Genomic DNA, 21,381 nt, shown 5'->3' with positions numbered 1-21,381 from the left:
CCAGTCTGGCTTATGCTTGTTACGCCTTGCGTGCGCCCGACCCACCCTCGATCTGGCGGGCGACGAGGTATGACAGCGGCATTGCGAGCGCAAATCCCGAGGCGACGGCAAAGGGGATGTTCTTGATCGCCTCCGCGGCCAGGCTCGGCACCATCAGCACCACGATCAGGCTGACGCCCGCCAGCGTGGTGCCCAGCATGATCCAGACGAGAATCGAGACCTTGAACATGATGACCTCTCTTCCTTGATGAGGATGAGCGATCGTCTTCCCTGATAGCACCGACAGTCATTGATCCCGGACAAATCACGCCGGCGCAGGGCTGGCGTGCACCTGCCGGGTGCTGCGCGGACAATTGATCCGCGTCAATGACGACTGCAAATGCAGCTATTCGACGGGATGGCCGATTGCGGCGGCGAGCTCGCGCAGCAGGCGGTCGGAGACCTGGCCGGTGACCGGCATCTTGTGCTCGCGCTCGAACTTCTGGATCGCGGACTGGGTCTCGCCGCCCATCGTGCCCGTGATCTTCAGATTGCCATAGCCGTATTCGGACAGCGCGCGCTGCACGCCGGCGATGCGCCGCGCGGCCGGGCTCTGCTGCGGGATCGGCGCCGGCGGACGGATCGCAGACGGCGGCGTCGAGGTCGTCGCCTTGACCAGATTGGTCATGGGATCATTGCCCGGGCGCGGCGTCGATGCGGTCGCCTCGACCGGCTTCTCCGCCGGTTTCTCGGCGGCGCGCTCGGCCGGTTTCGGTTCGACACGAAACTCGGTCGCCCTCGGCTCGAGCGGCGAAGTATCGGCGCCGACCGGGCGCGGACGCGGCATGGGATTGGACAGCGGCACCGAGGACGGCGCGGGAAGATTGATCACAGTGCCGAACATCGGCGCCGGGTGCCGGCCGGTCTGCAGGAACAGCGCATTGGCGACGATCGCACCGATGGCGGCGACGGCGACGAGGCCGGCCATCGTGTCCTTGGGGCTGTGCAGCAGCACGCGCATCACGAGGTTACGCTCGGTCTCGACATCGATGACCGCAGCCTTAGCCCCGGCCTTGGCGCCACGGCGGCGCGGAGCAGCTTCGTCCTTGGCAGACTTCTTAGGCACTTTTCTTCACCGGAGCGGGTTGGTCGTGACGTTGATCGTTGAGTTCTTCGCGAGATTCTCTGTGAAGTTCTTGGCGCGACACCGGCGTCAAGGTCGTGACTTTGCTCTCGACCGGTTTGACTTGCGGCGGCGTATAGACGAGCGGCAGCTTGACGGTGACGGCGGTGCCCTCACCGAGCCGGCTTTGTACCGTCAATTCGCCGAGATGCAATGCCACGAGACTCTTCACGATGGACAGCCCGAGGCCGGTTCCTTCGTGACGGCGCTGATAGGTCTTGCCGGCCTGGAAGAACGGCGCGCCGATGCGCTTGAGATCGTCGGGTGCGATGCCGACGCCGGTGTCGCTGATGCGCAGCGTGAGCTGCGATCCGGTCACCGCGGCTGATACGGAGACCTGACCGCCGCGCTCGGTGAACTTGATGGCGTTGGCGACGAGGTTGAGCACGATCTGCTTGAAGGCGCGCGGATCGCCGGTCATGACCGGCAGGTCCTGCGGCGCGTCGGTGACGAGGTCGATGCCGTTCTCCCGCGCCTTCAGCGCCAGCAGGTTGCAGCAATGCAGCAGCGAGGCACGCGGCGCGAACGGTTCCGACGCAATCTCGAAGTTGCCCGATTCCATCTTGGACATGTCGAGGATGCCGTTGACGACCGACAACAGATGCTGGCCGGAATCGTTGATGAGCTGGGCATATTCCCTGCGCTGGGCCGCACCCAGCATCAGGGTCTGCTCTTGCGCGATCATCTCGGAGAAGCCGATGATGGCATTGAGCGGCGTGCGCAGCTCGTGGCTCATGGTGGCGAGGAAGCGCGTCTTGGCGGCATCGGCGGCTTCCGCCGCGCTGCGGGCCTGATCGAGCGCCTGCTCGGAATGCTTGCGATCGGTGACGTCGCGCATCACGGCAACGACCTCGGCCTCGCGCGCGGGATCGCGGCCGCGATCCTGGTCGAGCGGCCGGCATCGCATCTCCACCCAGATGAAATCAACTTGGCCGCGCTCCGAGTTGGCAGGCTCGCGCCGCAACCGGAACTCGACGCTGCGCACGTCGCCGCGCGCGGCATCCGACAACGCGGTGAGATAGGCCGGACGGTCGGCGACATGGACGCGGTCGAACAGGCCGTGGCCGTGCAGCTGCGTCACTGATAGGCCGAGCATGGCCTCGGCGGCCGGCGAGATGAACTGCACCGCGCCGTTGCGCTGATGCCGGGAGATGACGTCGCTCATGTTGCGCGCGAGCAGGCGATAACGCTCCTCCTCGCGCGACAGCAGCGCGACGCTGGTGCGTGCGAGCGATTCCGCGCCGAAGGCAAGGCCCGCAGCATAGAGAGTGGCCGAGGCGACGCCGAAGGCCATCAGCACGCCGCGCTGCGCAGCGCTCGGCTCATCCACCGGCAACCAGCCGAGCTGGCTGACCAGGATCAGCATCCCGGCGCAGGACAGTGCGAGCAGCGAGGCAAAGGCCGCGACGCGCCGCGAGGCCGACAGCGCAGCTTCGAGGGGAACCACGACCAGCCAGACCGCGGCAAATGATTCGATCCCGCCCGTCGTGACGGCGACCGCCATGATGAGGCCGGCGAGCGCCAGCGAGGACAGCACATGCGCGCCCTCGTAACGGCCGGTCCGCGACAGGAACCAGGACAGCATGATCGGCGCGATCAGCCAGGCAAAGGCCGCAACCTCGACCGCGCTCGGCGCGCCACGCATGGCAAGATAGACAGGGAATGCGGCAAACGCTGCCAGGCTGCCCAAGAGGCGCGGCGCCATGAAGGCACGATGGCGTGCTCGCGTCAGCGCATCGTAACGCGCGGAGGGATGCAGCAGCGCATCGAGACAATCGCGGATGATACTCAAAACTGTCACGGGTCTCGCGCTTCGGCTCAATCGTCTGAGAAGACGCGCCGGAACGCCTCCTTATCGTTGAGCCAACCTGTCAGAGCGACCTTAAACGAGTGCTAAGGCGGCAACGCGTGCAGCCGGACACCGTGTCATCGCGGGGCTTTTTAGACGATTTGACGACGTCTTCCGTGAGGATGGTGAACACAGGGTTTCGCCGTCCGCCTCATGGTTTCGAAATGGTGGACGCGCGGCCCCGGAAGGTCACGGGGCCCCGGCATCAATGGAAAATTTACGAGACCTGGGTGTGCAAAGTTTTTTGCGTCAATTTTCCGCGAATTAAGCTCAAGGCAATCACTTGCGATTTATCGAGAGTTGCTAGGTCCGACGCGCCCTGCGGACATCGCCGCGGCGGGATCTAACGTACAGGTCGACAAGATGCGCTTTCTGCTCCGCATCACATTCTGGCTCGGGCTGGTGCTGGTGCTCCTGCCCAGGGACAAGACGCCCGAATCGGAGAAGCTGCCGCAGATCGGCGCCGCCGACGCGGTGCAGGCTGCGACCGCGGCCGTCTCCGACGTGACCCAGTTCTGCAAGCGCCAGCCGGCGGCCTGCGAGGTCGGCGGCCAGGCCGCGACCATCATCGGCCAGCGCGCCCAGGACGGCGCGAAGAAGATCTATCAGATCATCAACGACAAGAAGGAGCAGATCACCAACGACAAGAACGACGGCACCAAGAACGACCATAAGAAGGCACCCGACCACACCGGCTCGATCGCGATGGCCGGCGAAGGCGACGCGGCCGCGAGCGAGGGCCCGCGCGACACCCTGACCCAGGACGACCTCGCGCTGGAATGGCGCGGCCCTCAGGCAGCGAATTAGGGCCCATACCCTATCGATTTCACGGCTTCGCGTCCCTATATTGGCGGTAAGCGGGAACTTTGGGCCAATATGACGACGATCAACGAAATCAGAGACAATTTCGAGCTTCTGGACGAGTGGGACGACCGCTACCGGTACGTCATCGAGCTTGGCCGCACCCTGGAACCGATGCCGGAGGCCGAGCACTCCGCCGAGAACAAGGTGCAGGGCTGCGTCAGCCAGGTCTGGCTGCAGAAGCTGATCGACCGCAGCAATGGCGCTCCGATCCTGAAATATCGCGGCGACAGCGACGCCCATATCGTGCGCGGGCTGGTCGCGATCGTGCTCTCGCTCTATTCCGGCCGCACGCCGCAGGAAATCCTCGCGACCGATGCGATCGCCGTGTTCAACGAATTCGGCTTCCGCGATCATCTGACGCCGCAGCGTTCCAACGGCCTGCGCTCGATGGTCGAGCGCATCAAGACCGACGCGAAAGAGGCGCTGGCGGAAGCTACGTGACGCCGCTGCCGTAGGGTGGGCAAATCGGAACGTGCCCACGTTTCCAACGCGATTGGAGAAAGATGGTGGGCACGGCGCTTCGCGCCTTTGCCCACCCTACGAGAGCTGACCGAGCGGACGGACTACTTCCGCTTCCGCTGCTGCCCTAATCCCATCTGCTTGGCCAGTTGCGAGCGCGCCACCGCATAGTTCGGCGCGACCATGGGATAGTCGGCCGGCAGACCCCATTTCTCGCGATACTGCTCCGGCGTCATGTTGTACTGGGTGCGCAGATGGCGCTTCAGCGACTTGAAGCGCTTGCCGTCTTCCAGACAGACGAGATAGTCGGGCGCGATCGACTTCTTCAGCGAGACCGCCGGCTTTGCCGGCTCGAGCGGCGCCGCCTCGCTGCGCCCCGTCGAAACCCGCACCAGGGCGCCATGGACCTGGCTGATCAGGTTCGGAATCTCGGCGGCCGGCGTCGGGTTGTTGCCGAGATAGGCCGACACGATGCTCGCCGTCAGCTCGATGAAATTCTTAGCCCCGGCATCCGACATGGGCTTGCCCCTTCCCTGTTGCGCCGCGCGGGATTGACGACGCCAAAGTATTCCGTGTCAACAATACGTTCGGCGAAAATACGACGACTGGCGAATATGGGCTGACGACTGACGACGTGACAAGAACGGTCGCGCTTTACTTGCGTAGCCCAGGTCTCGGGACCAGGTCTCAGGACCGCTGGTCGAGATGCGCGCGCAACTCGTCGATCGAAGCAAAGCGCATCATGCCCTCCGGCATCTGCGCTTCGATCGAGCCGTCGGAATAGAGCGAATAGGCCATGCCGTCGACGATACCGGATTTGAGCACCGTCACCGGCGGCTGCTCGGCCGCCGACTCCGGCTCGGGTGCAGGCGGCGGGGCAGCCTCGGTGAAGGTCGAGGGCGAGCGCGGGGGCGGACGGCGTGCGGCGGCCGGCGGTTCCGGCGGGCGCATGCGATCCGGCTTCGGCCAGGCATCATCGAAGCTCGCAGGCGGGGTGTCCGGCGCCGCAGGCGCTGCGGGCTCCGCAGGCGACGGTGCGCCCTCGGCGGCCTTGGCCTCCGCGCGCTCGCGCTCCTTGCGCGAGGTCGAGGCGAACATCAGGTTGCGACGGCGCGGCGGTTCCGGCGCCGCAGGAGGCGTCGGGGCGACCGGCTCCGGCGGCGGCTCGACGCGTGGACGCTCCCGCGCTGGTGCTTCGCCCAGCCATGGCGGCGCCGTTGCCGGCGGTGGCGGAGGCGTCGGTTCGGCCCGCAGGGCGGGAGCAGGCGCCGGCTCGGGCGAAGGCGCGCCCGGCACCGCGAGGCCCGGCAGCACCGGCCTGACCCGCACCTCGGATGGTGCGCCCGCGAGCCGACGGGCGATGCCCTTCAGCTCCAGCAGCACCAGATGGAGTCCGGCCAGTAACATCCCGGAGCAGACGCCGATCGTGCCGGAGATTATGAGTGTACTGCCGAGACTGAATTCCCTGACGGTGAAGCCAAACAGGATCGCAAGGAGGCCCGCCACCACGGCGACAATCCCCACGATCAACATTGCCAAGGTCATTGAACTCACCCCCGGCCGCGCATCCACACGCGACACCCGTCACGCCACGATACCGTCATACGGCGTTCCACGCCAACGGCGAATTGTGGTCAGCGTTCCTAAAGAGAAGGAAATCAGGGACTTATTCACATTCCCTTCAGCTACGGATCGCTATTGCTAGTCTGCTCCCGGTTGCAAGGATTTGCTGCGTCGCATCAGGAATTTAGCCATAATGCCCAATTACTTGGTAATGGAACTGCGCTATAGGGAGACCGGGGAAGTGGCCCACGCGCACCAGCAGGGCCAAGAGGGGATTCCGGGTCACCAATAGCCATGACATCCATCACGACTTCGGCGATCGACACGCCTCTACGGCGCTCGGTCGAACGGACTTGCGACGATCTCGCCATGCTGGTGCTGGCCGCGGTCGCCGTGATTGCAGGCTTGACCTTCCGCGACTACGGGCTCGGCTGGGACGATTACACCCACGCTGAATATGCCGACCTGCTGCTGCGCATGTTTGGTTCCGGCTTCAAGGACACCGCGGCGCTCTCCTTCGCCAATCTCTACATGTATGGCGGCGGCTTCGACATGGTCGCGGCCCTCTTGCACAAGGTGCTCCCGCTCGAACTGTTCGAGACGCGCCGTCTGGTCGGTGCGATCGTCGGGGTGATCGGACTTGCCGTGACCTGGCGGCTCGGCCGCCGCGTCGGCGGCCCCCTTGCGGGCCTTGCCGCGCTCCTGCTGCTCGCGCTGTGCCCGATCTTCTACGGCCACATGTTCATGAACCCGAAGGATGCGCCCTTCGCGGTAGCCATGATCATCCTGATGCTGGGCCTGGTCCGGCTCGCCGAGGAATATCCGCAGCCGTCGCCGCGCACGATCCTCATCGTCGGCTTGGGTGCCGGTCTTTCGCTCGGCTGCCGCGTTCTCGGCGGGCTCGCACTGGTCTACGCCATCCTCGGCTTCGTGCCGCTGTTCCTGGAGGAACTGCGCACCGAAGGCCTGCGCGAGTCGGTCCGCCGCTTCGCCCATGTCGTCTATGTGCTGCTGCCCGGCCTCGTGGTCGGCTATCTCGTGATGGGGCTGATCTGGCCATGGTCGATTATGGAGCCCGGCAATCCCTTCGAGGCGCTGACCTACTTCTCGCACTTCTTCGAGAAGCCGTGGAAGGAGATGTTCGACGGCGCGATCGTGTCCGTGCCCGACATGCCCTGGTCCTATCTGCCGACACTGTTCGCGCTGCAGCTGCCCGAGGTGATGCTGGTACTGATGGGCGGCGCCGTGGTCAGCACCTTCGCGCTGCTGCCGCGCGGCGACGTTCCGGCCCGCCGCAAGACCATCCTGCTGATGTTGACGCTGGCTGCGACCCTGCCGCTCGCGATCGCGATGGTGAAGCGTCCGGCGCTCTACAACGGCATCCGCCATTTCGTCTTCGTGATCCCGCCGATGGCGGTGCTGGGCGGCGTCGCCTTCGCCTGGACCATGGAGCGCCTGCGCGCCAACCACCGCACCTGGCAGCCGGTGGTGCTCGCCACCTTCTGCTTCGGCCTTGCGCTCTCGCTCGCCGAGATGATCCGGCTGCACCCCTACCAGTACACGCACTTCAACCACATCGCCGGCACCGTGCGCGCCGCCGACGACCGCTTCATGCTGGACTATTGGGGCCTCGCGCTGAAGCAGGCCTCCGACGAGCTGCGCGAGCAGCTGGTCGAGCGCCAGGAAGTGCCGCCAGTCAATCGCAAATGGAAGGTCGCGGTGTGCGGTCCGCAGCGCCCGGCGCAGGTCGCGCTCGGCCCCGACTTCACCATCGGCTGGGATTCCAACGCGGCTGATTTCGCCATGACGCTCGGCGAGTTCTACTGCAAGGGCCTCACCGCGCCCGTCCTGGTCGAGATCAAGCGCGACGACGTGGTGTTCGCCCGCGTCTACGACATCCGCGGCCGCAGCATTTCCAGCCTGCTGTCGATCCCGGCGCCGTAAGATTCTTCTCCTGCAGTTCCAAAATTCGGGACAGTCGCGTAGCTCGGATGAGCCAACGGGTCGGCGCGAAGCGCCGCCCGATGACAGGCTCCGCGACATCCGGGATCTCGATGAATCCCGCATATCGCTACGCTCATGCGGGCGACGCTTGGCTGCTGCGATTTGACCGCCTTGCTGCCAGCCTCACCCAAGACTAGGCTCGCTTCCCGCAACGTCGAGGTTCGGAGAGAATTGCCATGTCACCAGCAGAGACCCGCCTGAGGGAAGTGCCCTCCAACATGACGGAGGCCGAGTGGCAGCAACGGGTCAACCTTGCCGCCTGCTATCGCCTCATCGCGCTGTATGGCTGGGATGATCTGGTCGACACCCACATCTCCGCGCGCGTGCCCGGCCCCGACCATCACTTCCTCATCAACCCCTACGGGCTGATGTTCGAGGAGATCACGGCCTCGAGCCTCGTCAAGGTCGACCTGCACGGCAACCAGCTCTCCGAGAGCGAGTACAGCATCAACCCCGCCGGCTTCACCATCCATTCGGCGATCCACGAGGTCCGCGAGGACGCGATCTGCGTGCTGCATCTCCACACGCTCGATGGAACCGCGGTGTCGAGCAGCGCCGAAGGCCTCCTGCCGCTGAACCAGACCGCCCAGCTCGTCACCCACGATCTCGCCTATCACGACTATGAAGGCATCGCGCTCGACCACGACGAGCGGCCGCGGCTGCAGAAGGATCTCGGCGACCACAACCACATGGTCCTGCGCAACCACGGCACGCTGACCGTCGGCCGCTCGGTCGCCTCGGCCTTCGAGCGCATGTACCACCTCGAGCGCGCCTGCTCGATGCAGGTGCGCACGCGCGCGCTGGGCACGCCGGTCTACCCGGTCGAGGAGATCGCGATCGAGAAGAACACCGAGCTGCTCGCCAACCGCGACCGCGCCGAGCTGCGCGCGAACAACCTCGTGTGGCCGCCGCTGCTGCGCAAGCTCGACCGCGTCAATCCGGGCTACCGGTCTTGAGATTTTCCGGATTTGGTGTAGGGTAGCGCTCAACGAACCTCTACGCCTTTTGGAATGAAACGCCGCCCAATTCCGGGCGGCGTTTTTATTTGTGCGGCGGTGTCGCCACATTCGTCATCGCGAGGAGCGAAGCGACGAAGCAATCCAGAGTGTTTCCGCGGAGGGATTTCTGGATTGCTTCGCTGCGCTCGCAATGACGGGGATAGGTCTCGTAGGGTGGGCAAAGCGAAGCGTGCCCACGTCTTCTTCCGTCGTAATCACTGAGTGATGGTGGGCACGGCGCTTTGCGCCTTTGCCCACCCTACGGCACTGCACTGGTGCTTACGGCAGCTCGCCTTACTTCACCTCCGCCAGCGCGGCGAGGATGCGGGCCCAGGAGCGGATGCCCTTCTGGAAGCTGCGGAGGTCGTACTTCTCGTTCGGCGAGTGGATGTTGTCGTCGTCCAGGCCAAAGCCGACCAGCAGCGAGTCCAGGCCCAGCGTGCGCTTGAAGTCGGCGACGATCGGGATCGAGGCGCCGGAGCCCATCAGCACGGTCTCCTTGCCCCATTCCTCCGCCAGCGCCTTGCTGGCCGCGGCGAGCGGCTTCATGTTCCAGTCGAGCGCGACCGCGGGCGCAGCGGAGTGGTCGCCGAACTCGACCTTGCAGTCGCCGGGAAGCCGCGCCGTCACATAGTCGCGGAAGGCCTTGCGGATCTTCGCGGGGTCCTGTCCTTCGACCAGGCGGAACGAGACCTTGGCGGAAGCATGCGAGGGGATCACCGTCTTGGAGCCCTCGCCGATATAGCCGCCCCGGATGCCGTTGACGTCGCAGGTCGGACGCGAGGAGGCCTGCTCGATCAGCAGCCGGCCCTTCTCGCCCGCCGGGATCGACAGGCCGATCGGCTTCAAGAACATCTCCGGCGTCAAATTGAGCTTCTTCCACTGCTCCAGGATATCGGGCGGCAGGTCCTTCACCCCGTCATAGAAGCCGGGAATGGTGATGCGGTTGTCGTCGTCGAACAGGCCGCCGAGAATCTTGGTGAGCACCCGGATCGGGTTCATCGCGCTGCCGCCGAACACGCCGGAATGCAGATCGCGATTGGCGGCGGTGATCTTCAGCTCCTCATAGAGCAGGCCGCGCAGCGAGGTCGTGATCGCCGGCGTGTTGCGGTCCCACATGCCGGTATCGCAGACCAGCACGTAGTCCGCCCTAAACTCGTCCTTGTTGGCCTCGATGAACGGCACGAAATTCTTCGAGCCGACCTCCTCCTCGCCTTCGATCAGGAAAGTGATGTCGATCGGCAGCGAGCCCGTCACCTTCTTCCAGGCGCGGCAGGCCTCGACGAAGGTCATCACCTGGCCCTTGTCGTCCTCGGCGCCGCGCGCGACGATGATCTTGCGGCCGTCGGCGTGATCGGTGACGACGGGTTCGAACGGCGGACGGTGCCAGAGATCGAGCGGATCGACCGGCTGCACGTCGTAATGACCGTAGAAGATCACATGCGGCCGTCCGCCTGCCTTGGTTTTGCCGACGATGGCGGGATGACCGGCGGTCGGCCTCACTTCGGTCGCAACACCGAGGCTTGCGATGTCCTTGGCCAGATGCTCGGCCGCTGCCTTGCAATCGGCGGCAAAGGCCGGGTCCGCGGAGATCGACTTGATCCGCAACAGCGAGAACAGGCGCTCCAGGCTGTTGTCAAAATCCTTGTCGATGTGGTCGAGCACGGATTGAAGCTGCGCATTGGCCATGGTCGGATTCCTGACTTTTGAGTCTCAAGGTGCTTGCGCTTTTAGCGCTGTCGCAGGCTCGGAGCCAGCAGCAACCGGCGGATGCCGGATGTGCCATGCGAGCGTACCGGCAAGAACGGCGGTCGCGAGGAGGTTGTTGCCCCAGGCCTGGATGACATTGGGAAACCACGGCAGCGCCAGCAGCATGAGAATGCCGGCGGCGCCGAGCGCAAGCCAGGTTCCCAGGCGCACATTCGCCCGCTCGTCGAAGGCGGCGCGATGCATCAGCACCGTCATCGGGAAGAACAGCCACATGAAGTAGTATTGCCGCGCCAGCGGCGATGCCACCGTCATCAGGCAGAATAGAATGCCGAGCTCCTCGGCGTCCGAACGCGCCGTCCGCAGTCGTTGCGGCGGCATGACCGCAACGAAGCCGAGCCCGAGCAAGACTGAGACCGCCAGCACGATCAGGTTCGCCGTTTTGTAATCGACGTCGATGACATTCATCGTGCGCGGCGGCTTGTTCGGATCCTCCTGATTATAGTTGATCGGGCGGACCAGGCGATGCGTCACGGCAATGAGCGACTGGTTGACCCACGACCAGTTCTGCTCATCGCGCTGGCCAAAGCCTTTTTCAGAGCTCGCCCCAACCATGCCCTGATACCAGGTCTTGAGCTCGGCCGCATTGCGCTCGAAACCGCGGATCGGGGCCGGCACGACATAAAGAAGGATGCCGGTGAAGGCGACCGTCGCGGCGACGGCAGCCCACTTCCTCCGCCAGACCAGATAAGGCAGCACGGCGATCGGAAACACCTTGATGGCGGTGGCGAGCGCAAACATGAAGCCTGCAAGCCAGGCCCGCTGATGCTGCAGGCTCCAGAAACCGTAGAGCATCATCGCCAGCAGGACGAGATTGGGCTGGCCGAGATCGAACATGTCGAACACGAACGTCACGGTGACAAAAGCGGGCAGTGCCTCAAGCCAGGGGCCAGCCATGCGGCCCGAGCCGGTCATCGCGTTGGACAATGTCCCGGTGTACCACCACGCCAGCACATTCAGGATCGACAGCACGAGGTAGAGCGGGATCTTGCCGAACCAGCTCGGGATCGCGAGCAGGATCGCAGGAAGCGGCGGATAGATGAATTCGAACTGGTGATTGAGCTCGCTGGGATAAAGCGAGCCGCCGTGCAGCACCTGCTGCCCGGCCCAATACCACAGCGCATAATCCTTGGTCTTGCCGTGGCCGAAGATCTCGGGCCCGAGGACGTCGGCGGTCAGGATGAAGCAGCAGAACAGGAAAAGCAGGTCCAGCGGCGCACGCAGCGACAGGCGCCTCGGCGCATCAGGCTTGGGGAATGAGTCGGTCAAGGTCACAATGCGGTCCGGTCCGGCGAAGGCACAGGACGTAGCAGACCGCGGAAGACTTGGAGAGCCCCCTCACCTGAATTTGTGCACGCTGTGAAGCGGCCGCTTTCGACCGCGGATGGCTTCCAATCGGGCCTCTTGCCTATCTCCGCAGCAACCCGCCGAGCGCACCGCGCACCAGGGTGCGGCCGATCGAGCCGCCGAGCTGGCCGCCGATCGACTTGCCGACATTGGCGGCCAGCCCGCCGATCACCTGGTTGGTGACCGATCGCGTCACGTCGCGCGCAATGACCTGGCCGGTCGAGAGGCGACCACGCTTGACGTTGGTGCCGAAAATGGTGCCGACGATCGAGCCGATCTGGCCGAGGATGCCGCCGCCGCTTTCGCCGGCCGGACCGTCAGCCGTGGCCGCGGTGCCCGCGATGCGCTTCTGAAGCATCTCGTAGGCGGATTCGGCATCGACGGCGGTGTCATATTTGCCGTTCACCGGGCTTGCATCCATGATCGCCTTGCGCTCTTCCGGCGTGATCGGCCCGATCCGGGCCGATGGCGGCCGGATCATCACCCGCTCGACCATCGTCGGCGTGCCGTTGCCCTCGAGGAAGGACACCAGCGCCTCGCCCTTGCCGAGCTCCGTGATCACCTTGGCGGTGTCGAGCTTCGGGTTGGGACGGAAGGTCTGGGCTGCGGCCGCGACCGCCTTCTGGTCGCGCGGGGTGAAGGCGCGCAGCGCATGCTGCACGCGATTGCCCAGCTGGCCGAGCACGCGGTCCGGCACGTCGACCGGGTTCTGCGTCACGAAGTAGACGCCCACGCCCTTGGAGCGGATCAGCCGCACCACCTGCTCGATCTTGTCCATCAGCGCCTTGGGCGCGTCGTTGAACAACAGATGCGCCTCGTCGAAGAAGAACACCAGCTTCGGCTTCGGCAGGTCGCCGGCCTCGGGCAGCTCCTCGAACAGCTCGGACAGCATCCACAACAGGAATGTCGCGTAAAGCCGCGGGCTCTGCAGCAGCTTGTCGGCGACCAGGATGTTGACCATGCCGCGGCCGTCGCGATCGGTCTTCATGAAGTCCTTCAGCGCCAGCGCCGGCTCGCCGAAGAACTTGGTGCCGCCCTGATTCTCTAGCACCAGGAGCTGGCGCTGGATGGTGCCGACGGTAGCCTTGGTGACGTTGCCGAAGCCCTGCGCCTCCTTCTTGATGTCGCCCAGCGGGCTGTCCTCGGCATCCGCCCCCTTCTTGCCGGCCTCCGGCACGATGGCATCGAGCAGCGCGCGCAGATCCTTCATGTCGATGAGGGTCAGCCCGTTGTCGTCGGCGACGCGGAAGGCGACGTTAAGCACGCCTTCCTGCACATCGTTGAGGTCGAGCATGCGCGCGAGCAGCAGCGGCCCCATCTCGGTGACGGTCGCCCGCACCGGGTGGCCCTGCTCGCCGAACACGTCCCAGAACACCGTCGAGAACTGGTCGGGCTGGAATTTCAGCCCCATCTCGGAGGCGCGCTTGACGATGAAGTCCGCCGGTACGCCGATCTCGGAGATGCCGGAGAGGTCGCCCTTGATGTCGGCGGCGAAGACCGGGACGCCGGCGCGCGCAAATCCTTCCGCCATGACTTGCAGCGACACCGTCTTGCCGGTTCCGGTTGCGCCGGTGACAAGGCCATGGCGATTGGCCAGCGCCAGCGTCAGCCATGCCTGCTCGTCTCCCTTGCCGACGAAGATCTTGTCGTCAGTGTCGCCGAGCTTGCTGTCCTGTGCCGTCATTATTCTCTCTGATCTCTCTGCGGTGTTTCGCGTATCGAAACCCAAATCCGCCAGTTCCCTAGTTTAACGCATGTCGCGCGCCGATTAAAACCGTTCAACGCGGCCTGAGCATGCGACATTGTCGGAAACATGCAGGCGACATCAGCCGAAAGTTGGAACGAGGCGTTCGCACCGCGGTAATTTCTTGCTGATTCCATCTCCGCTCTTGCATCGCTGCAACACTTTTCGCGCGTTCGGGAGTGAATCGGACGTTGGTCGCGTTCATCGCTTGTATTTCACATCGCACCGGCTCAAGATCATTTTCGAAAACAATACTCCGGCATGTGAACCGGCTGAGGGGCAGGCCATATGGACGAGCTGATCGGACGGCTGGCGGCGAACGCCAGCATAGATAGTGCTGTCGCCGAAAAGACCGTCGGCATTATCCTGGGCTTTCTGCGCAACGAAGGCCCTTCCGAGAACGTCGAAGCCCTGATCAATCAGATTCCCGGTGCGGAAGCGGCGATCGAGGCGTCCAAGAGCGGCGGCGGACTGTCGCGGCTGATGGGCGGCGGCCTGATGGCGGTCGGCACGCGTCTGATGGGGCTGGGACTTGGCATGTCCGAGATTCAGACCATTGCCCGTGAACTTTTCCGCTACGGCCGAGACAAAATCGGAGCGGATCAGATGGGCAAGATCATCGCGGGGACGCCGGGCCTCAGCCAATTCGCCTGAGCGACGCTTTTCATATCGAGTATCATGACATATCCGATCTCCGAGATTGAGGGCCTGCCTGCCTTTGCCGCCAACAAGCTGAAGGCGCAGGGCATCCGCACGACCGAGGCGCTGCTCGAGGCCGCCTCGACCGTGAAGGGTCGCAAGGCGCTGTCCGCCAAGACCGGCATCAGCGAGCAATTGCTGCTGGAATGGGCCAACGTCTCCGACTACATGCGCATCCCCGGCATGGGCAGGGCCAAGGTCGGCCTGGTCCGCGCCGCCGGCGTCACCACCGTGCGCGAGCTCGCCTATCGAAACCCGGCAAGGTTGGCGCAGAGCATGCGCGAGGCCAACGAGAAGAGGAAGCTCGTCCGCATCCTGCCGTCGGAGAAGTCGGTCGGCGACATCATCGCCAAGGCCAAGAAGCTGCCGCCGAAGATCACGTATTGATCGGCTACGCTCCATCCCCGTCATCCTGAGGTGCGAGACGTGCGGCGCGTAGCGTCGCGCGGGGAGCCTCGAAGGATGAGCGGCCACGCCGCGAGAGCCGGGCCGTCGCCCTTCGAGGGCAGCGGCCACCGCAGGGTGACGGTGATAGAGCGGCACGTGTTGCCGCCAATCCCGCCTTGAATCCCCCCTCCCCGACCGCTAAAGCGGGCCGCATGAATGCCTCGCCCTCCCCATCCGTCCCGCCGGCCGGCTCGGCCGGGCTTGATGCGCTGCGGACGCTGCTGCAACGACCGATCCCGGCGGTGATGGGCGTGCTCAACGTCACCCCGGATTCCTTCTCCGACGGCGGCAAGTTCATCGCGCCCGAGCAGGCGCTTGAGCGCGCGCGGGCGATGATCGCCGCTGGCGTCGACATCATCGATATCGGCGCCGAATCCACCCGGCCCTACACCGGCGCCAAGGCCGTCACGGCCGAGGACGAGCTCGCCCGCCTGAAACCGGTGCTGCCAAGCGTCGTCGCGCTCGGCGCCCCCGTCTCGATCGACAGCATGAAGGCGGAGGTGGTGAAATTCGCGCTCGACCAGGGCGCGCTGATCGCCAACGACGTCTGGGGTCTGCAACGCGACGCCGGCATGGCGCCGTTGATCGCCGCAAGAGGCGTCCCCGTCATCGTCATGCATAACCGCGACAGCGTCGATCCCGCCATCGACATCGTCGCGGACATGAAAGCATTCTTCCTGCGCTCACTGGATATCGCCGCAAAAGCAGGCATCGCGCGCGAAAAAATCGTGCTCGATCCCGGCATCGGCTTCGGCAAGACCGCCGAGCAGAGCATGATCGCGCTGGCGCGGCTGCGCGAGCTCGACATGTTCGACCTGCCGATCCTGGTTGGGGCCTCGCGAAAACGCTTCATCGCCTCGGTGTCGCCGTCGGAGCCATCGGAGCGGCTCGCCGGCTCGATCGCCGCGCATCTGATCGCCGCGCAGCGCGGCGCCAGGATCATCCGGACCCATGACGTCGCCGAGACCTTGCAGGCCCTGCGGGTGGCACACGCAATCGAGAGCAAGCAATGACCGATACGATCTTCGTGACCGGCCTGTCGATCCATGCCCGCCACGGCGTGATGGATCACGAAACCGAAGTCGGCCAGCGCTTCGTCATCGACCTCGAACTCTACACCGACCTGTCGGAGCCTGCGCGCACCGACCGGCTCGCCGACACGGTGTCCTACGCCGAGGTCGTGGCGACCACGACGGCGGCGTTCAAGAACACCAATTACAAGCTGCTGGAACGCGCGGCCGGTGCGGTCGCCGACGCCATCCTGTCGCACTTCCCGCGCATCCGTGCGGTGAAGATCACCGTGCACAAGCCGCATGCACCGATCGCCGCGATCTTCGACGACGTCGGCATCATGCTGACGCGCTCGCGGCACCCGTGACATGGCGAGCGTGCTGATCGCACTGGGCGGCAATGTCGGTGATGTCCGCGCGACGTTCCGCAAGGCGATCTCGCACGTCTGCGGCATGGCGCAAGCCGCACTGATCGCGCGCTCCTCGGACTATGCGACGCCGCCCTGGGGCGACGAGGATCAGGCGCCTTTCATCAATGCCTGCGTCGAGATCGAGACCAGCCTCGATCCGCACGCGCTGCTGTTCGTGCTGCAGAAGGTCGAGCAGAAATTCGGCCGCACGCGGGACAAGGAGCGGCGCTGGGGCCCGCGCACGCTCGATCTCGACATGATCGCCTATGACGATGTGTCATTGCAGAAGCCCGACCTGACGCTGCCGCATCCGCGCCTGTTCGAGCGCGCCTTCGTGCTGGTGCCGCTGGCCGAAATCGCGCCGGACCGCGTGATCTCGGGCATTCGTGTGCGTGACGGGCTTGCCAGCGTCTCGACGCAAGGCATTGAGCGGCTTCCGGATACCGGTTAACCAAAAACAACCGTTTGCAGGGACGGTCTGCCGTGGCAATTTCGCCTGCGAATAACAAGATTTTCGGGAGCCCCTCGCCGCATGACCTCCGTGACTGACGACCTGCCGCTGGCGGCGGATTTTCCCAAGGCATCGGCTGAGGACTGGCGCAAGCTGGTCGACGGCGTGCTGAAGGGCGCGCCGTTCGAGAAGCTGGTCGGCAAGACCTATGATGGCCTGAAGATCGATCCGCTCTATCCGCGCGCCAAGGGCGTTGCGCCCGTGGTGGGCCGGCCGGCGGCGGCGCCGTGGCAGATCGTGCAGCGGATCGACCATCCCGACGCAGCGGCCGCGAATACTCAGGCCTTGCAGGATCTGGAGAACGGCGCGACGGGACTCGCGCTGGTGTTCGCCGGCGGCACCGGTGCCCATGGCTTCGGTCTGGAACCGACGGCGGATGCAGTCGCAAAGGTCTTGAAGGACATTCATCTCGACGCGGGGATCGGTATCGAGCTCGAGATCGGCCCGCAATCGCGGATGGCGGCGATCCATGTCGCGGAATATGTGAAGAGCGCTGGTCTCGATCCCGCGGCCTGCAACATCCGCTTCGGGCTCGATCCGCTCGCGGCCGGCGCGGTGTGGGGCCACAGCCCTTATACGTGGGAGGAAATCGCGCCCGCCGTCATCGGCGCCATCAAGGGTCTCGCCGCGCTCGGCTTCAAGGGGCCGTTTGCCTCCGCCGACGGACGCGTGATCCACGATGCCGGCGGATCGGAAGTGCAGGAGCTCGCCTTCGTGCTCGCCTGCGGCGTCGCTTATCTGCGCGCGATCGAAGGTGCCGGCGTCCCCCTCGAGCAGGCACAAGGCATGGTCTATGCGCGGCTTGCCGCGGATGCCGACCAGTTCCTGACCATGGCCAAATTCCGCGCTCTGCGGCTGCTCTGGGCGCGCATCGAGACCGCTTGCGGGCTCGCGCCAAAACCGCTGTTCATTGCCGCCGATACGGCCTGGCGCATGCTGACGCAGCGCGACCCCTATGTGAACATGCTGCGCGCAACCATGGCGACGTTCGCGGCTGGACTTGCCGGCGCCAACGCCATCACCGTGCTGCCGCACACGCTGGCACTCGGCCTGCCCGATCCATTCGCGCGGCGCGTGGCGCGCAACACGCAAGCCCTGCTGCTGGAGGAGAGCAATCTCGCCAAGGTCACCGATCCCGCGGCAGGCGCCGGCGGCATCGAGACGCTGACGGCGCAGCTGTGCGAAGCCGCCTGGGCGCTGTTCCAGGAGAGCGAAAAAGCCGGCGGCGCCTTTGCCGCGCTCCAGCAGGGCCTGTTCCAGAGCAAGGTCGCGGCCACGCGCAAGGCGCGCGATGCCAACATCGCCAAGCGACGCGACGTTCTGACCGGCGCCAGCGAGTTTCCGAACCTGCAGGAGAGCGAAACGGCGGTGCTGAAGGCAACGCCTGTTACGCTCGCCCCTTACGGGGAACAGAAATACAAGTTCGAGGCGCTGCCGCCGATCCGGCTGGCAGAGCCGTTCGAGACACTGCGCAACAAATCCGATGCGGCACTCAAGGCGCGCGGGGCGCGGCCAACGGTGTTCTTGGCCAATCTCGGCACGCCCGCCGATTTCACCGCGCGCGCGACCTTTGCGAAGAGCTTCTTCGAGGCCGGCGGCATCCAGGCTGTCGAGAGTGAGGGTTTTGCCGATCCGGCCAAGCTGGCGGCCGCCTTCAAGGCCTCCGGCGCCGCGCTTGCCTGCCTTTGTTCCAGCGACAAGGTCTATGCGGAACACGCCGAAGCTGCGGCGAAGGCCCTGCAATCGGCCGGCGGGCGACATATCTATCTGGCAGGCCGCCCGGCTGAGGCCGAGGCGGGCTTACGGGCCGCCGGCGTCACGGGTTTTGTCTTCGCCGGAGGCGATGCGCTTGCGACGCTGCAAGACGCCTATCGACGGATGGAGAAGGCATGACAGACGCCAGCAAACCCGTTCTCACCGGTGGCTGCCAATGCGGCGCGGTGCGCTTTGCGCTGACGGCGACGCCGAACAAGATTTCGATCTGCCACTGCCGTATGTGCCAGAAGGCCAGCGGCGCGCCGTTTGCCTCCTTCGCCGATATCGAGAAGACGGACTTTGCCTGGACCAAGGGTACGCCAGCGGCGTTCCAATCCTCGTCGATCGCGATGCGCGATTTCTGCGCCGCCTGCGGCACGCCCCTGAGCTTCCGCCGCATCGATGGCCCGCGCATCGAGATCATGACCGGCGCCTTCGACCGTCCGGACCACGTGGTGCCGACGCGGCAGTACGGAACGGAATCCCGCCTCGGCTGGGTGGTCGGCATCGCCAACCTGCCGAGCCAGACCACGCAGCAGAATTACGGACCGGAGAAGATGGCGACCATCGTCAGCCATCAGCATCCGGACCATGATTGAGGATATGGTTGAAGCCATGACCCGCATTCCCAATTTCGCCGACGTCGCTTTCGAGCGGACCGCGACCACAGCGCCAACCGGCAGCGCCGAGCCGTGGCTGACGCCCGAGGGCATTCTGGTGAAGCCCGCTTATGGCGAGGCGGATCTGGCCGGGCTCGATTTCCTCGAGACCTATCCGGGCATCGCGCCCTATCTGCGCGGCCCCTACCCGACGATGTATGTCAACCAGCCCTGGACCGTCAGGCAATATGCCGGCTTCTCCACGGCGGAGGATTCCAACGCGTTCTACCGCCGCAACCTCGCGGCCGGACAGAAGGGACTTTCCGTCGCCTTCGATCTCGCCACCCATCGCGGCTATGACAGCGACCACCCACGCGTCGGCGGCGACGTCGGCATGGCCGGCGTCGCCATCGATTCCATCTACGACATGCGCACGCTGTTCGCGGGGATTCCGCTCGACCAGATGAGCGTGTCCATGACCATGAACGGCGCGGTGCTGCCGATCCTCGCGCTCTATGTCGCGGCCGCCGGGGAACAGGGCGTACCGCCGGAGAAACTCTCAGGGACGATTCAGAATGACATTCTGAAAGAGTTCATGGTGCGCAACACCTACATCTACCCGCCCGCGCCTTCGATGCGGATCATCTCGGACATCTTCGCCTACACCTCCACGAGGATGCCAAAGTACAATTCCATCTCGATCTCCGGCTACCACATGCAGGAGGCCGGCGCGACGCAGGACCTCGAGCTCGCCTATACGCTCGCCGACGGCGTCGAATATCTTCGCGCCGGTCTTGCCGCGGGCTTAGATGTCGACCGCTTCGCGCCGCGGCTGTCGTTCTTCTGGGCGATCGGCATGAACTTCTTCATGGAAGTCGCCAAGATGCGCGCGGCGCGCCTGCTCTGGGCCAAGCTCCTGAAGCCGTTCAATCCTAGGGATCCGCGCTCGCTGTCGCTGCGCACGCACAGCCAGACCTCGGGCTGGTCGCTGACCGCGCAGGATGTCTTCAACAACGTGATGCGCACGACGGTGGAGGCGATGGCAGCGACGCAAGGCCACACCCAGTCGCTGCACACCAACGCGCTCGACGAAGCGCTGGCGCTGCCGACGGATTTCTCGGCGCGCATCGCCCGCAACACCCAGCTCTTCCTGCAGCAGGAAAGCGGCACCACCCGCATCATCGATCCCTGGGGCGGCTCGTATTATGTCGAGCGTCTCACGCGCGACCTCGCTGCGAAGGCGTGGGGCCACATCCAGGAGGTCGAGGAGCTCGGCGGCATGGCGAAGGCGATCGAGGCCGGCGTGCCCAAGCTGCGCATCGAGGAGGCCTCGGCCAAGACCCAGGCCCGCATCGATGCCGGCAAGCAGGCGGTGATCGGCGTCAACAAGTACAAGCCGACCGACGAGGTCCCGATCGAGATCCTGAAGGTCGACAACACCAACGTTCGCCGGCTCCAGATCGACAAGCTGACGCGGCTGAAGTCCGAACGCAACCAGACGGACGTCGATGCCGCGCTCGCCGCGCTGACGCGTTCGGCCGGCGAAGGCAACGGCAATTTGCTCGCGCTCGCGATCGACGCGGCGCGCGCGAAGGCAACCGTCGGCGAAATTTCGGACGCGATGGAGAAGGTGTTCGGCCGGCACCGCGCCGAGATCAGGTCCATCACCGGCGTCTACAAGCGGGAGGCGTCCAGCATGGGCAACCAGGTCGAGAAGGTTCAGGCGCTGATCGACGCCTTCGAGGAGGCCGAGGGCCGCCGCCCGCGCATCCTGGTCGCCAAGATCGGCCAGGACGGCCACGATCGCGGCCAGAAGGTAATCGCATCGGCGTTTGCCGATATCGGCTTCGACGTCGACATCGGACCGCTGTTTGCGACCGCCGATGAAGCCGCGCGGCAGGCGGTCGAGAACGACGTGCACATCCTCGGCGTCTCTTCGCTGGCCGCCGCCCACCTCACCGCGGTGCCCGAATTGAAGGCCGCGCTGAAGAAGCAGGGCCGCGACGACATCATGATCATCGTCGGCGGCGTGGTGCCGCCGCAGGATTACGACGCACTCTACGCGGCCGGCGCCGAAGCGATCTTCCCGCCCGGCACCGTGATCGCGGACGCCGCCGAGGAGTTGATCCGCAAGCTGAATGCCCGGCTCGGGCATAGCGAGGCAGCGGAGTAGATGATAGACTGGTCCGGCAA

Annotated in this window: 20 protein-coding genes; 12 read left to right on the top strand and 8 right to left on the bottom strand. The window is 65.2% G+C overall.

Annotation, left to right across the window (positions count from 1 at the left end):
- Positions 1-19 precede the first annotated feature (19 nt).
- From JQ635_RS13550 to JQ635_RS13540, 3 genes are all read right to left on the bottom strand, one after another.
- Positions 20-229 carry a hypothetical protein gene (locus JQ635_RS13550; RefSeq protein WP_211410365.1) on the bottom strand — a complete coding sequence of 70 codons (210 nt, stop codon included), beginning with the start codon at positions 227-229 and terminating at the stop codon, positions 20-22.
- A gap of 156 nt (positions 230-385) precedes the next feature.
- Positions 386-1,105: a peptidoglycan-binding domain-containing protein gene (locus JQ635_RS13545; RefSeq protein ID WP_211410364.1), complete on the bottom strand. Its 720-nt coding sequence runs from the start codon at positions 1,103-1,105 to the stop codon at positions 386-388.
- Positions 1,098-2,963: a PAS domain-containing sensor histidine kinase gene (locus JQ635_RS13540; RefSeq protein ID WP_211410363.1), complete on the bottom strand. Its 1,866-nt coding sequence runs from the start codon at positions 2,961-2,963 to the stop codon at positions 1,098-1,100. Before JQ635_RS13540 ends, JQ635_RS13545 begins: the two co-directional genes overlap by 8 nt.
- A gap of 411 nt (positions 2,964-3,374) precedes the next feature.
- On the opposite strand from JQ635_RS13540, the gene JQ635_RS13535 reads away from it, so the two are divergent.
- A complete protein-coding gene (locus JQ635_RS13535; RefSeq protein ID WP_211410362.1) occupies positions 3,375-3,818 on the top strand; it encodes a DUF5330 domain-containing protein in 444 nt (147 codons plus the stop codon).
- A gap of 69 nt (positions 3,819-3,887) precedes the next feature.
- Entirely contained in the window at positions 3,888-4,316 is a 429-nt protein-coding gene (locus JQ635_RS13530) for a SufE family protein (RefSeq protein ID WP_211410361.1), read from the top strand.
- Between the two features lie 122 nt (positions 4,317-4,438).
- Here JQ635_RS13530 and JQ635_RS13525 read toward each other — a convergent pair whose 3' ends face one another.
- Positions 4,439-4,852, bottom strand: a complete 414-nt coding sequence (locus JQ635_RS13525; RefSeq protein WP_211410360.1) for a MucR family transcriptional regulator — start codon at positions 4,850-4,852, stop codon at positions 4,439-4,441.
- A gap of 169 nt (positions 4,853-5,021) precedes the next feature.
- Positions 5,022-5,879 (bottom strand): DUF308 domain-containing protein, encoded by an 858-nt coding sequence (locus JQ635_RS13520; RefSeq protein ID WP_211410359.1) that lies wholly within the window; start codon positions 5,877-5,879, stop codon positions 5,022-5,024.
- A 312-nt stretch (positions 5,880-6,191) separates the two neighbouring features.
- Between JQ635_RS13520 and JQ635_RS13515 the strand changes: the two genes are divergently transcribed.
- Positions 6,192-7,841, top strand: a complete 1,650-nt coding sequence (locus JQ635_RS13515; protein ID WP_211410358.1) for a glycosyltransferase family 39 protein — start codon at positions 6,192-6,194, stop codon at positions 7,839-7,841.
- Between the two features lie 236 nt (positions 7,842-8,077).
- The gene (locus JQ635_RS13510; protein WP_211410357.1) at positions 8,078-8,857 is read left to right on the top strand and encodes a class II aldolase/adducin family protein; all 780 of its coding nucleotides are present in this window, start codon (positions 8,078-8,080) and stop codon (positions 8,855-8,857) included.
- Between the two features lie 336 nt (positions 8,858-9,193).
- Here JQ635_RS13510 and JQ635_RS13505 read toward each other — a convergent pair whose 3' ends face one another.
- The 3 genes from JQ635_RS13505 to JQ635_RS13495 all read right to left on the bottom strand — a co-directional run bounded on the left by JQ635_RS13505 (position 9,194) and on the right by JQ635_RS13495 (position 13,697).
- A complete protein-coding gene (locus tag JQ635_RS13505; RefSeq protein ID WP_211410356.1) occupies positions 9,194-10,588 on the bottom strand; it encodes a M20/M25/M40 family metallo-hydrolase in 1,395 nt (464 codons plus the stop codon).
- Between the two features lie 24 nt (positions 10,589-10,612).
- Entirely contained in the window at positions 10,613-11,941 is a 1,329-nt protein-coding gene (locus tag JQ635_RS13500) for a glycosyltransferase family 87 protein (protein WP_211410355.1), read from the bottom strand.
- A 133-nt stretch (positions 11,942-12,074) separates the two neighbouring features.
- On the bottom strand, positions 12,075-13,697 hold the full coding sequence (locus tag JQ635_RS13495; protein ID WP_211410354.1) for a helicase HerA-like domain-containing protein: 1,623 nt from the start codon (positions 13,695-13,697) through the stop codon (positions 12,075-12,077).
- A gap of 348 nt (positions 13,698-14,045) precedes the next feature.
- Between JQ635_RS13495 and JQ635_RS13490 the strand changes: the two genes are divergently transcribed.
- The 8 genes from JQ635_RS13490 to scpA all read left to right on the top strand — a co-directional run bounded on the left by JQ635_RS13490 (position 14,046) and on the right by scpA (position 21,361).
- Entirely contained in the window at positions 14,046-14,411 is a 366-nt protein-coding gene (locus JQ635_RS13490; RefSeq protein WP_211410353.1) for a DUF2267 domain-containing protein, read from the top strand.
- Positions 14,412-14,435: 24 nt separating this feature from the next.
- Complete coding sequence (locus tag JQ635_RS13485; RefSeq protein ID WP_211410352.1) at positions 14,436-14,843, top strand: DUF4332 domain-containing protein; 408 nt, start codon at positions 14,436-14,438, stop codon at positions 14,841-14,843.
- Positions 14,844-15,055: 212 nt separating this feature from the next.
- Complete coding sequence (folP, locus tag JQ635_RS13480; protein ID WP_211410351.1) at positions 15,056-15,916, top strand: dihydropteroate synthase; 861 nt, start codon at positions 15,056-15,058, stop codon at positions 15,914-15,916.
- Positions 15,913-16,281 carry a dihydroneopterin aldolase gene (gene folB, locus JQ635_RS13475; RefSeq protein WP_211410350.1) on the top strand — a complete coding sequence of 123 codons (369 nt, stop codon included), beginning with the start codon at positions 15,913-15,915 and terminating at the stop codon, positions 16,279-16,281. The genes folP and folB overlap by 4 nt, the downstream gene beginning before the upstream one ends.
- A 1-nt stretch (position 16,282) precedes the next feature.
- A complete protein-coding gene (gene folK, locus JQ635_RS13470; protein ID WP_211410349.1) occupies positions 16,283-16,774 on the top strand; it encodes a 2-amino-4-hydroxy-6-hydroxymethyldihydropteridine diphosphokinase in 492 nt (163 codons plus the stop codon).
- 81 nt (positions 16,775-16,855) lie between these two features.
- Positions 16,856-18,727 carry a methylmalonyl-CoA mutase subunit beta gene (locus JQ635_RS13465; protein ID WP_211410348.1) on the top strand — a complete coding sequence of 624 codons (1,872 nt, stop codon included), beginning with the start codon at positions 16,856-16,858 and terminating at the stop codon, positions 18,725-18,727.
- Positions 18,724-19,188 (top strand): GFA family protein, encoded by a 465-nt coding sequence (locus JQ635_RS13460; RefSeq protein ID WP_211410347.1) that lies wholly within the window; start codon positions 18,724-18,726, stop codon positions 19,186-19,188. Before JQ635_RS13465 ends, JQ635_RS13460 begins: the two co-directional genes overlap by 4 nt.
- A gap of 16 nt (positions 19,189-19,204) precedes the next feature.
- Positions 19,205-21,361: a methylmalonyl-CoA mutase gene (gene scpA / locus JQ635_RS13455; RefSeq protein WP_211410492.1), complete on the top strand. Its 2,157-nt coding sequence runs from the start codon at positions 19,205-19,207 to the stop codon at positions 21,359-21,361.
- Positions 21,362-21,381: the final 20 nt, after the last annotated feature.

The sequence above is a fragment of the Bradyrhizobium iriomotense genome, from assembly GCF_018130765.1.
In the GTDB taxonomy this organism is placed as follows: Bacteria; Pseudomonadota; Alphaproteobacteria; order Rhizobiales; family Xanthobacteraceae; genus Bradyrhizobium; species Bradyrhizobium iriomotense_A.
The sequence above is the reverse complement of the archived record's forward strand: the minus strand, read 5'-3'. Positions and strand labels throughout refer to the sequence as shown.